The sequence below is a fragment of the Ferroglobus sp. genome (assembly GCF_015521575.1).
In the GTDB taxonomy this organism is placed as follows: Archaea; Halobacteriota; Archaeoglobi; order Archaeoglobales; family Archaeoglobaceae; genus Ferroglobus.
In genome coordinates this window covers 1-12192 of the sequence record NZ_WANY01000271.1, presented here as the reverse complement: position 1 = coordinate 12192, position 12192 = coordinate 1, and the positions used below count along the sequence as shown (strand labels likewise).

Below are 12192 nucleotides of genomic sequence, written 5' to 3'. Positions count from 1 at the left end.
GGATAACCAGGCTACCCCACGGCCCCCCAACTAAGAGCAAACAGAAGGATATAAAAATTCTCCGCTGCAAACCTAACTTACCTCGAACTTTTCAACTTCGTACAAAGCAGTTCCAAGGTGATCCATCAAGCGAGCTAAAGAAATTTTGAAGGTTTTTGTGCCAAGTAAGGTAAAATTTAAATCTCCCCCTTGAGATTTTCTGCCATGAGAAAAATCCTGCCATTGATGCTCCTCCTGCTCATTGGAGTTGCTTTGGCAGCGGAGCAAATTTCGAGTGAAAACTTTTCCGAACCAATCATCGAGCCAAAACTGAAAGATTTTTACCTTCCTGGGGATGAAATAAGTTTCAACCTCACAATCCAGCCGAAAACGGACGATGATGCGAAAAAGATAGATGGAAGGTATTACGAGTTTAACACCTCCCTTGAAAATCCGGAGATTACCGTTAAAGTCGTTTACGGAGGAACGGGGGCTATAAGATACTTTACTGGAAAGGAGTACGTTAAAGCCGACGTAAAGGATTGGGAAGACGGGGTTGCTGAAATAAAAGTCGAAGTTTCTGGAAAGGTTCCGACTGTGGAGGAGAGAATTGCCGAGATATACGCTTTATATATTGATATTCAGGATGCCGAGGAAAATGCGGTAGAGCCGGTTAAGATAAAGGTCGTTAACGTTCAGGCTTTTGAAAGCTTTATAAACGAGCTTAAGAACAAACTGGACTCCTTAAAAGCAAAGGCTAACGAGCTTGAGGAAAAAGGTGTTTACGTCGTTCTGGCAAAGGAGAAACTGAAGGAAGCTGAGGAATCTTTGAACGATGGAGAGAGCGACTTCAAAAATGAGGAGTACCTTCAAGCCAACGAAAGTCTCGGAAAAGCTGAAAGCTACATTTTAGAAGCGGAAAAACTTCTGATAAAGTCGGAGCTCGAATTCAAAAAGAGCATGTTGGAAGAGAAACTCGGAGACTTTCTGTACAAAATGGATGAAGCAGACGTTATTATAACCAGATTAAAAAGCGAAGGAGTTTCGACTTTAAACTATGAGATTAAGCTTGAAGACTTCAAAAGGATTTATTCGGAATTAAATCAGAAACTTACAGCTGCCGGAGATTACATAGACAAAGAGCTTTTCGATGATGCGGAGAGAGTTCTGGAAGACGTTGAAAAAACGCTCGACGAAAAGTTGAGCGAGCTTGATATGATGATCACGGAGATGCAAGGGCTGATGGAGGAAGAAGAGACACCCACACCAACCCCAACGCCAACTCCCGAGAAGGAAGAAGGGGCATTTAAGCCGATTAGCGAAGCTTTTAGCAAAATCTCTGACTACATCAGCGAAAACAGGGAGAGGATTCTTCTCTACCTTGGTGGGGGAGTTGCGGTAGCGATAATCGCTGTGGTTGGATACAAGGGTTTGAAGGGGTACATGAGGAAGAGAAGGTTCGATGAACTAAAGTAACTCGTACATTTTCAGGAGAAATCTGTTTATCTCGTACACGGGAGAGCCGATAAGCTTCATGAGTTTGCTCAAGCTCCTCCCGCATCCGGCGAAGGGGCTTATTACTCCGGCCCCCTTCAATTCAGCTATAACTGCTCCGGGTTCCTTTCCATACTTTAGCGAAATCTCAGTTAAAGTTTCTCCGGTAATGAAACTGTATTTTCTCTTCTTAAAAACTTCCTCGACTATTTTGACGAAAGCTTCGGGGTCTTTTTCACCGATCTGCGAGAAATACTTTTTCACGGCTTCTTTCCAACTGCAAAATTCTGAGAAAACTATTCTGATAACGTAAGGAATTTCGAGGTCTTCAACGACTAAAAACCTCGAACCCCAAGACAGGCTATCTTTTTCGGATTTTATCGGAAAAGCGAGTTTTTCCGATTCGAAAAGTATCACAAGCTCTTCATCGAGCTCCTCTCTTGGAATCACACCCTTTTTCGAGTATTTTATTAGCAGTTCTACGGCTCTTTCTGCCTCTTTATCTCCGCCGAGTAAGGAAATTAGTCCATTTTTATTAACGCTCCGTAAGGACATACCTCCACGCATTTATAACACTTGATGCACTTGCTCTCGTCAATCCTCACAACTTTCCCGCCTTCTCTTACGATAGCATCGGTGGGACAAACTTGACTGCACTTTCCGCATCCCTGACAGCTCAAAACAGCTATGCTCATTTCGCACCCCCGTACTTTCTCTCGAATTCCTCTATAGCTTCCGACATTTTCTTATTCCAAGCGGAGAGCAGCTTTCTCATTTCTTCTGCCACTTCTCTTGCCGGAATCGCTCTGTAAACGTAGAAGTACCCTCCTCCCTCGATTATCTTCTTCTCTCTGATTACTATTCCAGCGAGCATTAACTTCTGGAGGGATCTGTAAACGGAATTTTCCGCCTTTTTCAGAACTTTACTTATCTCGTCGATCTTCATTTCTCCGGAGGAGAGCAAAAGGAAGTACAGAGAAACGTCGCTCTGATTCAACCCGAAAAAACATTCAAGGATGTTATCGCAATTCAGTCTCGATATAGCCTCCTTAATCGATTTCAAACCTCCTCCCCCCTGCAACTACGATAACTTTATCCGCAAACTTCTTAGCAACCTTTCCAGCCTTTACAACCTCTTCAAAGCTTGGAGGAGATAAATACTCTACTTTTTTATCCCATTCGGGTTTGGAAAGGTATTGATAGACGAGGACTTCATCGACTTTTCCAATTCTGCTCATGACTCTCTCCAGCGTTTCAGCGTCAAGGTAATTTTCTATCATCCTCGCCCAAATTCTTATCTTTTTTCCGCTCTTCCTGACGGCTTCAAGCGTCTTGAAGAAATTTTCGAGATACTTTTTCGTTCTTTCTTCGTTTAGTCCGATGAGAATCGAGAGTTTCTTTAAATCATCAAAATCCCCTTTTATCTCCAATACAACCATGTTTACGAAACTCAGAACTTCCTCTACGGCTTTAGGATTGAATCCGGATGTTTTTAAAGTGACCTTTACACCCTTTTCCGCGAGTTTTTCAACGAGATCTTTTAGGTCTCTGTGAATCGTTGGCTCGGCTCCACCGATGTAAACGGTTTCACAGCCGTCAAGTTCGCTAACGATTTCATTTACGTTCATGTCAGCTGATCTCATTTCTAAGTGAGTGCAGTATGGACAGCGAAGGTTGCAGTAAGCAGCTTCAACCCTGCAATTTCCAACTTTAATTACCCTCATTTCCCACTTTTTCCAGCGCTTTCTCTATCTCTCTCCTAACTACGCTTTCCGGCATAGCACCAACGAAGCTGTTCACGATTTCCCCCTTGTAGAACATCAGCACTGTCGGTATGCTGAATATTCCGTACTGCATGGCTATCTCCGGATTTTCGTCGGTGTTTAGCTTAGCGAACTCAACGTCTTCGAACTCCTTTTCCAGCTTTTCGAGCACTGGAGCAAGCATGTGGCAGGGCATGCACCACTCAGCCCAGAAGTCAACAACAACGAGTTTGTCCTTGTTTATTTCATCGTAGAAGTTCTCCTTACTCAGCTCCTTCAAACTATCACCCCCTTAACTTCTTCAACGAGTCTTTCCAATTCTTCAATTCTCGGAACACCCAAAAGCACGTATCTGTCGTTGATTATTATAGCCGGGACTCCGGATATGCCGTACTTCATAGCCTCTCTCAAACCCTCTTCCGTCGTTACGCTTAGCTCCACCACTATTACGTCTTCCCTTTCCTGAGCGAATTTCCTTAACACTTCTCTCGCTCTCGGGCAGTAAGGGCAAGTTGGGGATGTGAGGAGCTTTATCACGACCATCTTTCTCACCTCCATTTTTACTTTTGGGGGAGGAATATATAACATCTTATCGGTTTTGTCAAAGTCGATAAAAATCGATTTATTGTTCATTAAAAATTTCATCCCAGTAACTCTCTGGATTTGTTGAGGATTTAAGAACAGTAGGCGTTCTAAAAGCTTTCTCAGCATCGCTAAGCAGAGGAGTAGAGACCGAAAGATTAAAATTAAACCAGCTTGAACTTTCTTAAAAACTGAAAGGAGGGATTGAAAGAAGATGGCGATGGAAATCTGCAAGATATGTGGTTTGCCTAAGGATTTGTGCGTGTGCGAGGAGGTGGCTAAGGAGCAGCAGCAGATCGTAATAAAGGTCGTAAAGAGAAGGTACGGAAAGGAGGTTACAGTAATTGAAGGGATAGACGACTCGGAGATAAATTTAGAAGAGCTTGCGAAGTTTTTAAAGTCGAAGCTCGCTTGTGGAGGAACTGTTAAGAACGGAGTTATCGAATTGCAGGGGAATCATGTTCAGAAGGTTAAGGATTTGCTGATCAAAAAAGGATTTAATCCGGAAAGGATTAAAGCTTGAATCACCTCTTTTACGTTTACTCCATATTTTTCCCATATTATCCACAAACCTAAGAAAGTCCCTATCATGCTCCCCACGTTCGCCATTGCCGCAACGAAAATAACTCTGAAGGCTTTGTTTTTCATCAACTGTTTTAGACTTTCGGCTTTTGTCAGCTCGTATAGGTCGTCGGTCGTCGGTTTTCTTACGTAAGCTTCGACAAGTCCGGCGAACCATCCAGCAGCTATTAAAGGATTCAGAGACGTTAGCCAAGCAACCAAGAAAGCCACGAAAGCGGAAAAAACATGTCCGCCAGCTACAAGAGTGAAAAGAGCGGAAAGAACACCGTTTATCAAAAACCATATGAGAAAGATCTCTCTCGCCTCGCTTAAGCCGAGCGTTAAGGCTACCGTAACGAAGATCAGAAGAAATACGAAAGTTACTGCGAAACCAAAAACTTTTGCGAACGAGAATTTCTTTTTCTTAACTTTCAAAAGCTCTGGTATGCTTGGAATATCCTCTGGCTTGCTCAAATACCTCTCGATCCCTTTTTTGTGTCCCGCTCCAACTACTGCGACAATTTTTTCGTACCTTTCGGCAGCTCTTATTAAGTTGTAAGCCATAAATGCGTCTCTCTCGTCCACTAGAACTTTCGCAGCGTTTGGGGAAATTCTCCTAAACTCCTCCACAAGTATTTCCGTAAGATCTTTCTCTATGAGCTCATCAACGTCAACATCTTCGAACATTCCCTTTATGAAGTGAAAGAAGAGCTTGATTTTTTCAAAAAAGCTTAGAGAGTCTAAGAACCTTCTCATCGTGATTCCGAGGTCTCTATCTATTAAGAGAATATCAGCTCCGACGTTTTTTGCCTCTTCTATTGCAGCAAGCATCTCAGCCCCGGGGGTTAGCCCTTTCTCCTCACCGAGTTTTTTTTGGAGGAATGATAGAAAGACCGTCAAAAGGAAAGTAGATACATCTCCTCTTTTTATGACGTCAACAACGTTTACTTCCTGTTTTTCCCCCATTAAAGCTCTGAACCTTTTTTCGTCAAGCTCCACAGCTACGGCTTTTGGTTGGACATCCCTTATTACCTTTTTTACCTCTTCAACGCTTTTTTGAGACACGTGGGCTGTGCCGACTATGTATATCCTACTTTGCAAATTGGTACACCTCCAAAATCTCGACCGCTTTAACTATATCCGTTCTCGTGAGAATACCTACGAGCTTTCCGTTATCGACGACAACAAGCCTCCCAACTCCGGAAGATGCAAGAATTCTTAGAGCCTCGATCATTGGCGTGTCGGGGGTGACTGTAATGACATTCCTTGTCATAACTTCTTCAATTTTGGTGTTTTCGTCCTTTCCCACGATATCGTGGAGGGTGACGATTCCAATGACTTCTCCATTTTTAACAACCGGATATCCGAGGTGTTTTCTTTCGAACATCAGTCTAAGCACGTCTCCGACGGTCATATCCGGAGTTACAGCCACAACTTCTCTCGTCATTAAGTCCCCCACTTTGAACCTCGAAAGGAGGCTCTCAATCGTTACGAGTTTTTCCTCTTCGTTGGCTCCCATGTAAATGAATATCGCTATTAGCAGAAGCCACAGGTTGAAAAAAAGTCCGTAGATAGCCATGAATATCGCCAAAAATTTACCGAGTTCAGCAGCTATTCTCGTCGCTTGATAAAATCCGTATTTCTTGGCGAGAATGCTCCTGAGAATTCTTCCTCCGTCGAGGGGGAATGCTGGAATTAGGTTGAAGATCGCAAGGATGAAGTTTATCTCGGACATTAGTAGGAAGAACTTGCTTAGAGGGTAAGGAACAGATACGTAAAAGGCGAAGAAGACTGCGCCAAGTAAAATGCTGGCTAAAGGTCCTGCAAAGCTAACAACACCCTCTTTTTTCGGCATTTTGTCCATTACAGCCATTCCACCGAAGATGAATAGGATTATTTCCCTCACATTTCCTCCGTACCTCTTAGCCGTTATCGAATGAGATAGTTCGTGGACTAAAACTGAGAAGAAGATTCCGACTGCTGCGAGAATCGAAAAGATCGACCTCTCAGGGTTTTTAAGTTCGCTGAAGGCGAAGGGAGATACGTAGAAGGCGTAACTGAAAATCGCTATGATTATAAACAGGCTGTAGTGAACCTTTACGTCAATATCAAATATTCTGAACAGCTTTATCGAAGCCATTGAAAATCCTAAATAAAGGTGAATTTAAGCTTAACTTCGGGTGGTATCTTGCTGTTCGGCACGGCTGGAGTACCGAATTCAGCAAAAAACAGAAGCACAGAAAGCGGAGTTGAAAGAATAGCAGAGCTTAAACTCGATGCTATGGAAGTGGAGTTCGTCAGAGGAGTTAAAATGAAAGAAGAGGCAGCTAAAATCGTAAGGAAGAAGGCTGAAGAACTGGGAGTCTCTCTAAGCTCTCACGCCCCCTACTTCATAAACCTAAACGCGGACAGCGAGATGAAGGTTAGAAGGAGCATGCAGAACATATATGCGACCGCAAAGATTTCTCACGTCCTTGGAGCAGAGAGCGTCGTTTTCCATCCGGGATATTACTTGAAAAGACCTAAAGAGGAGGTTTTCGAGAGGATAAAAAGTGCTGTGATAGAGCTGAGGAAGAGAATTGAAGATGAAGGGCTGGATGTTGTTCTTCGTCCAGAAACGAGTGGTAGCATTTCTCAGTTTGGGGAACTGGATGAGATAATAAGGCTTTGCGAAGAAGCTGAAGTTCTGCCATGCATAGACTTCAGCCACATTCATGCGAGAACTCAAAGCTACAACAGCTACGACGAGTTCTGCGAGATTCTCGAAAAAGTTGAAAGTTTGGGAAAAGAGGCTTTGAAAAACCTCCACTGCCACGTAAGCGGTATAGACTACGACGTAAAGGGGGAGAAAAAGCATCTCAATTTGAAGGAATCGGACTTCAAATACGAAGAGCTTCTCAAAGCTTTAAAAGATTTTAAGGCAAAAGGAGTTGTGATTTGCGAGAGTCCAAACTTGGAGGAAGATGCGTTAATGCTCAAGAAACTTTACCACTCTCTTCGATAGAAAACTTCTCGACTATCTCGTTCAGCTTCTTAAACCAGTTTTCGAGTTCGCTTCTCAGCTTCTCCTTTAACTCTTCTATCGGAATCGGGATGTAAAGGTACTTGTAACCTCCGTGCTTCAGAATTCTGTACTCTCTTCTAACCAATCCCTTCTCCATCAGTGATTGCAAGGAGCGATAAACTCCGCTTCTATCTTTCCCCATTATTTCAGCCAATTCATCGACTCCGAGATTTGGATGCTTGTGCAGAGCGAGATACACCTCTATTTCCGACGGTGTAAGCCTAAGCACGCATCGCAAAATATGTTGGAAGGAAGGTTCTCCCTCAAATAGCTCTTCAATTTCCCTCTCCATCTTCATACCCTCTCTATCATAACTATAACGTTTTCGACCTCCAAAACGTCAACGCTCAGATCTCCCACGACTTTTTCCAATTTAAACTCGAACCAATCGGAACTTAGCTCGATTCTCTCACCGTCAACTTCTACCTCTACCTTACCAGTTTCCATAAATTTAAGTTTTTCTTCTTCGCTCAAGTTTGTAACTGCTTCAACGACGATCTTAGCTTTTTCTTTGAATTTCGGTCCTATAATGCTGTATTTTGGCTTGACCTCCCTAACTTTCGTCTCTATTTTTGGCATCTCTTCGATAAAGCTTACGTCAGCGTTAACGGCTCCGCTTATGTCTCTGACATCGAACCTTTCTGGGGAGTAGATGAGTATTCTTTTCATTGGAGCGTTTAACGCCATCTTTCTATCGTGCTTGTACCTCCTAATTTCCTCGACTATTCTTCTGATCTTCTCTCCTCTCCTCTCCGCCTCTTCATCTATGAACTTCTCTTCAACTTCGGGATAACTCTGCTTGTGAACGCTTCCAGTTTTAAAGAGAGCATTCCAGCACTCCTCGCTTAAGAACGGGGTAAATGGGGCAAGCAATCTTATTAAGGCGCTCATGGTCTTGTAGAGGGTATATTTTGCTGCGAGCTTTTCGTTCTCTTCTCCAGAGTAAAGCCTGTTTTTAACGAGCTCAACGTAATTGTCAGCAAGGTCGTACCAAGTAAACCCTCTAATGAGTTTTAAAGCTTCGCTGAAGTTGTAATTCTCCATCGCCCTATCGACCTCTTTGATGAGTTTATTGAGCTTCGAGAGAATCCATCTATCGGCATCTCTCAAATACCGCTCGTGCTCTTCTTTTAGCTCGTAATTTTCGAGATGCATTGCTGCAAATCTTGTTAAGCTCCAGAATTTCTGTTGAAATCTCGATGCGGACTTTATCTCCTTCCAAGAAAAAGCTACGTCGCTGCCGACCACACCACCTATAGCCGCCCACTGCCTTAGACAATCGGCACCGTACCGCTCTATCACCTCTTCGGCTTCGACGTAATTCCCCAAGCTTTTGCTCATCTTTCTTCCGTCCTCTCCGAGAACCATTCCGTTTATTACGATCTCGTACCAAGGTATCTGGTCAACAAGGTAAATACTCCTGAGAATGGTGTAAAAAGCCCATGTTCTAATTATATCGTGTCCTTGAGGTCTCAAATGGGTAGGATACTCCTTAAGTTCCTCCGGCCATCCGACTATCGCTAAAGGCGTTATGCTCGAATCCATCCAAGTGTCGAGAACGTCGTCTTCTCCTCTAAACTTCGTCGAGCCGCACTTCGGACAGGGTTCCTTTGGCTGATCCCTCGTCGGATCGACTGGAAGCCACTCTTCTTTAGCTACAATCGTCTCCCCGCAGTTTTCACAGTACCACACCGGAATTGGTGTTGCGAAAACTCTCTGTCTGCTTATAACCCAGTCCCACTCCATGCTCTCGACCCAGTCTTCCAATCTTAGGTACATGTGCTCTGGAATCCACTTAATCTTTCTTGCAGCTTCGAGCACTCTTTCCTTGTCAACTTTAACGAACCACTGCTCTTCCGGAATAATTTCTACTGGCGTTTTGCACCTCCAACAAACTCCGACCTTGTGGTTTACTTCTTCTACCTTAATTAGTCTTCCTTCCTTCCTAAAGTCCTCTATAATCTTCTCCCTCGCCTCGCTTACAGTTAAGCCCGCATACTTCCCAGCTTTTTCGTTCAGCTTTCCGTCTCTTGTTAAAACCTGCCTAAGCTCCAAGCCGTGCTTCTTCCACCATCTCACGTCTTGCTTGTCTCCAAAAGTGCAGATCATCACCATTCCGGTTCCGTAATTCGGATCGACCTCTTCATCGGCGATAATCTTTACCTCCTGACCGCTTATTGGAACCACGACAGTTTCTCCGACCAAATCCTTGTACCTCTCATCTTCTGGGTGAACGGCAACTGCAACGCAAGCCGGAATTAACTCCGGACGGGTTGTGGCTATTATGACGTTTTCATCGAACTTTATGTAGTTCAGCTTCGTTCTACCTTCTTTGTACTCGATCTCAGCTAAAGCTATGGTAGTTTCGCATCTCGGGCAGATTATGACTGGATGGTATCCCTTGTAGATCAATCCCTTTTCGTAAAGTCTGACGAAGCTCACCTGAGTTTTCCTGTAGTACTCCGGATACATCGTTATGTACTCCTTGCTCCAGTCTATGCTAAGTCCGAGTTTCTTCATAGTCTCCTTCATTTTCTTTATGTTCTTCTCCGTAAACTCAACACACAGCTCTCTGAACTTCTCTCTTGGAACGTCGTTCTTCCTAATTCCGTGAAGTTCCTCGACCTTCACCTCGGTCGGCAATCCGTGACAGTCCCAGCCTTGGGGAAACATGACTTCGTATCCCTTCATTCTTTTATATCTCGCTATAAAATCGATGTAGCACCAGTTCAAAGCGTTTCCTATATGGAAAGAACCAGTGGGGTAAGGGGGAGGAGTATCGATTATGAAGTGAGGTTTTTTCGAATTCCAGTCAAAGTAGTACATGTCATCTTTCCAAAGGCGGAGCCATTTGTCTTCAACTTCCCTCGCCCTATACTCTTTTTCCATCGAATCACCTCACGTAGTTTTTAAGCCTACCAATACCTTCGATTTCCACTTCCACAACATCGCCACTTTTTAAAGCGCCAACTCCCGGCGGGGTGCCGGTAGCTATGACATCGTACTTTTTTAAGGTCATGAGAGAGGAGATGTACTCGATTAAGGTGGGGATGTCGAATATCAGATTTTTGGTCGATGAATATTGAACGACTTTCCCGTTCAGATAGGTTCTTATCTTAAGATTCGAAGGATCGATATCGACGATGTACGGGCCAATTGGGGAAAATGTGTCGAAGGATTTGACTATGTCCCACTGCCAACCGGCTTGCTGCAAATCCCTCGCTGTAACGTCGTTGAAACAAGTGTAGCCGAGGATGTAATCTTCAGCGTCCTCTTTAGAGACGTTTTTACACCTCTTTTTAATAACGACGGCGAGCTCTCCTTCGTAGTCGACTCTTTTGGGTTTTTGGGGGAGAATTATGTAATCGTTGTCACCCACAACGCTGCTTGGAGATTTTAAAAATAAAGCTGGCTCTTTAGGAACTTCCATGCCGAGCTCCTTTGCATGGTCTTCATAGTTTAAAGCAACTCCAATGATTTTTTCCGGTTTTACCGGTGGTAGAAATTTCACGGTGCTGACATCGAACTCGATACCGTCATAAATTATTTTTCCGTCAGAAAGCTCGAAGTACCCTTCAAACACTTCGCCAGCATAAACGAACCTACCGTAAGCCATTAGGGTAATGGATTTTCTTTGAAAATATATTACTTTCTTTCGAGGTTTATTTTCGAGTCGTCTAAAAGCACTTGAATGTTGAGATCGCTCTCTCCCTCAACTTTGACTCTTCCCTCTCCGTAAGCCAAGCATTGGATGCACGCCCCTTCTCTTCTTTCAAGTTTGATTATCAGGTTTCCATTTTCGATAATTGCTCTCGCTTCATAGCAAGGGTTTGGCAAGTTTACTCCAAACCTAACGAGTAACCCTTCATTCTCCTTATTTACTTCGTAGAAGTTTTCACCACTTCCGCACTTCGCCGAGAATTCCACTAAGGAGATTTTAATCTCTTTCTCGTTTTTCTGAACGCAACCAACGCTCAAAAAGAGAAGCAAAATCACCAACAACAATCGCATGAATAAATGTGTCTCGAAAGCTATTAAAATACATTTTCCCATTTCGGTGACCTTTTACAAGAGTTTTCGAACAACTTCTCAGCAGCATCAAAATTGACCTCCTACTTTTTAAAATAGCTAAAAGAGTGCTTGAGTACCATCAACAGTTTATATACCATAAAGCTAATAAACAACGCTAAGCCACAAACTACTGTTCGCTGAAAGGAGTTATAAATTAAAGCCAAAAAGAGATGTTCAGGTAATGGGCCCGTGGCTCAGCCTGGATAGAGCGACGGCCTTCTAAGCCGTAGATCCCGGGTTCAAATCCCGGCGGGTCCGCTCTAATTTGAATTTCAACACATCTTTTTGATTTTGAGTTTGGAGACACCGTCAAGCTAACACCATCAACTTGTATAACTTCTTTGTTCTCCATTAAACCTCAAAAAGAACCATTCTACAGCATTCCTTCCACCGAAAGTTTCATGCTTGCACTTCAATCCCAATCTTTAAAGCCTATCTGTACAAGAATCCTCTATCAACAATCTCTGGCTTATTTTTCACAAAATTTCAGCACCTCTTTAAGGAAAGCGTATTCAAAGCTTCCTCTACTTTCAGATGCCCAAACGAACAAGCATTCCCCGAAAGACTTTCTCAAACTTTATCTCCTCAATTAACTACAGCCGGATTAGTGGTTGCATAGATTGAATTGTTAGTTATTTGACCACGAAAATTTGATAAGAAAATTTGATAAATTAAAGG

The 12192-nt window shown here is 43.3% G+C and carries 15 protein-coding genes and 1 tRNA gene; 4 read left to right on the top strand and 12 right to left on the bottom strand.

The genetic code is table 11. The features are described from left to right. Window positions 1-204 precede the first annotated feature (204 nt). The gene (locus F7C14_RS10920; RefSeq protein WP_290902859.1) at window positions 205-1455 is read left to right on the top strand and encodes a hypothetical protein; all 1251 of its coding nucleotides are present in this window, start codon (window positions 205-207) and stop codon (window positions 1453-1455) included. On the opposite strand, the gene F7C14_RS10915 is transcribed toward F7C14_RS10920, so the two are convergent. From F7C14_RS10915 to F7C14_RS10890, 6 genes are read right to left on the bottom strand one after another with little or no spacing between them, the layout of a single operon-like run. Then, window positions 1447-2028 carry a hypothetical protein gene (locus F7C14_RS10915; RefSeq protein WP_290902857.1) on the bottom strand — a complete coding sequence of 194 codons (582 nt, stop codon included), beginning with the start codon at window positions 2026-2028 and terminating at the stop codon, window positions 1447-1449. The two genes, F7C14_RS10920 and F7C14_RS10915, sit on opposite strands and share 9 nt — an antisense overlap. Then, a complete protein-coding gene (locus F7C14_RS10910) occupies window positions 1995-2168 on the bottom strand; it encodes a 4Fe-4S binding protein (protein ID WP_290902855.1) in 174 nt (57 codons plus the stop codon). Before F7C14_RS10910 ends, F7C14_RS10915 begins: the two co-directional genes overlap by 34 nt. Further along, window positions 2165-2536 carry a helix-turn-helix domain-containing protein gene (locus tag F7C14_RS10905; RefSeq protein ID WP_290902853.1) on the bottom strand — a complete coding sequence of 124 codons (372 nt, stop codon included), beginning with the start codon at window positions 2534-2536 and terminating at the stop codon, window positions 2165-2167. The genes F7C14_RS10910 and F7C14_RS10905 overlap by 4 nt, the downstream gene beginning before the upstream one ends. Beyond that, the gene (locus tag F7C14_RS10900; RefSeq protein WP_290902851.1) at window positions 2523-3197 is read right to left on the bottom strand and encodes a radical SAM protein; all 675 of its coding nucleotides are present in this window, start codon (window positions 3195-3197) and stop codon (window positions 2523-2525) included. The genes F7C14_RS10905 and F7C14_RS10900 overlap by 14 nt, the downstream gene beginning before the upstream one ends. Then, a complete protein-coding gene (gene trxA, locus F7C14_RS10895) occupies window positions 3184-3516 on the bottom strand; it encodes a thioredoxin (protein ID WP_290902848.1) in 333 nt (110 codons plus the stop codon). Before trxA ends, F7C14_RS10900 begins: the two co-directional genes overlap by 14 nt. Then, complete coding sequence (locus F7C14_RS10890; RefSeq protein ID WP_290902846.1) at window positions 3513-3779, bottom strand: MJ0307 family thioredoxin; 267 nt, start codon at window positions 3777-3779, stop codon at window positions 3513-3515. The genes trxA and F7C14_RS10890 overlap by 4 nt, the downstream gene beginning before the upstream one ends. A gap of 253 nt (window positions 3780-4032) precedes the next feature. Here F7C14_RS10890 and yciH point away from each other — a divergent pair, with 253 nt between their 5' ends. Continuing rightward, complete coding sequence (gene yciH, locus F7C14_RS10885) at window positions 4033-4341, top strand: stress response translation initiation inhibitor YciH (protein ID WP_012964692.1); 309 nt, start codon at window positions 4033-4035, stop codon at window positions 4339-4341. Here the strand turns inward: yciH and F7C14_RS10880 are convergent. Next, on the bottom strand, window positions 4281-5480 hold the full coding sequence (locus F7C14_RS10880) for a TraB/GumN family protein (RefSeq protein ID WP_290902841.1): 1200 nt from the start codon (window positions 5478-5480) through the stop codon (window positions 4281-4283). The genes yciH and F7C14_RS10880 overlap by 61 nt on opposite strands. Beyond that, window positions 5470-6519, bottom strand: a complete 1050-nt coding sequence (locus F7C14_RS10875; RefSeq protein WP_290902838.1) for a M50 family metallopeptidase — start codon at window positions 6517-6519, stop codon at window positions 5470-5472. Before F7C14_RS10875 ends, F7C14_RS10880 begins: the two co-directional genes overlap by 11 nt. Window positions 6520-6567: 48 nt before the next feature. Between F7C14_RS10875 and F7C14_RS10870 the strand changes: the two genes are divergently transcribed. Further along, window positions 6568-7383 carry a TIM barrel protein gene (locus F7C14_RS10870; RefSeq protein ID WP_290902835.1) on the top strand — a complete coding sequence of 272 codons (816 nt, stop codon included), beginning with the start codon at window positions 6568-6570 and terminating at the stop codon, window positions 7381-7383. On the opposite strand, the gene F7C14_RS10865 is transcribed toward F7C14_RS10870, so the two are convergent. Genes F7C14_RS10865 through F7C14_RS10850 form a run of 4 tightly spaced genes read right to left on the bottom strand, consistent with a single transcriptional unit; the run spans window position 7355 to window position 11454 of the window. Continuing rightward, on the bottom strand, window positions 7355-7735 hold the full coding sequence (locus F7C14_RS10865) for a helix-turn-helix domain-containing protein (RefSeq protein WP_290902832.1): 381 nt from the start codon (window positions 7733-7735) through the stop codon (window positions 7355-7357). The two genes, F7C14_RS10870 and F7C14_RS10865, sit on opposite strands and share 29 nt — an antisense overlap. 2 nt (window positions 7736-7737) lie before the next feature. Then, window positions 7738-10332, bottom strand: a complete 2595-nt coding sequence (locus F7C14_RS10860; RefSeq protein ID WP_290902829.1) for a valine--tRNA ligase — start codon at window positions 10330-10332, stop codon at window positions 7738-7740. 4 nt (window positions 10333-10336) lie between these two features. Next, a complete protein-coding gene (locus F7C14_RS10855) occupies window positions 10337-11059 on the bottom strand; it encodes a fumarylacetoacetate hydrolase family protein (protein ID WP_290902826.1) in 723 nt (240 codons plus the stop codon). 29 nt (window positions 11060-11088) lie between these two features. After that, the gene (locus tag F7C14_RS10850; RefSeq protein WP_290902823.1) at window positions 11089-11454 is read right to left on the bottom strand and encodes a hypothetical protein; all 366 of its coding nucleotides are present in this window, start codon (window positions 11452-11454) and stop codon (window positions 11089-11091) included. Between the two features lie 243 nt (window positions 11455-11697). Here F7C14_RS10850 and F7C14_RS10845 point away from each other — a divergent pair. Continuing rightward, window positions 11698-11772, top strand: a tRNA-Arg gene (locus F7C14_RS10845). The last annotated feature ends 420 nt before the right edge of the window (window positions 11773-12192 follow it).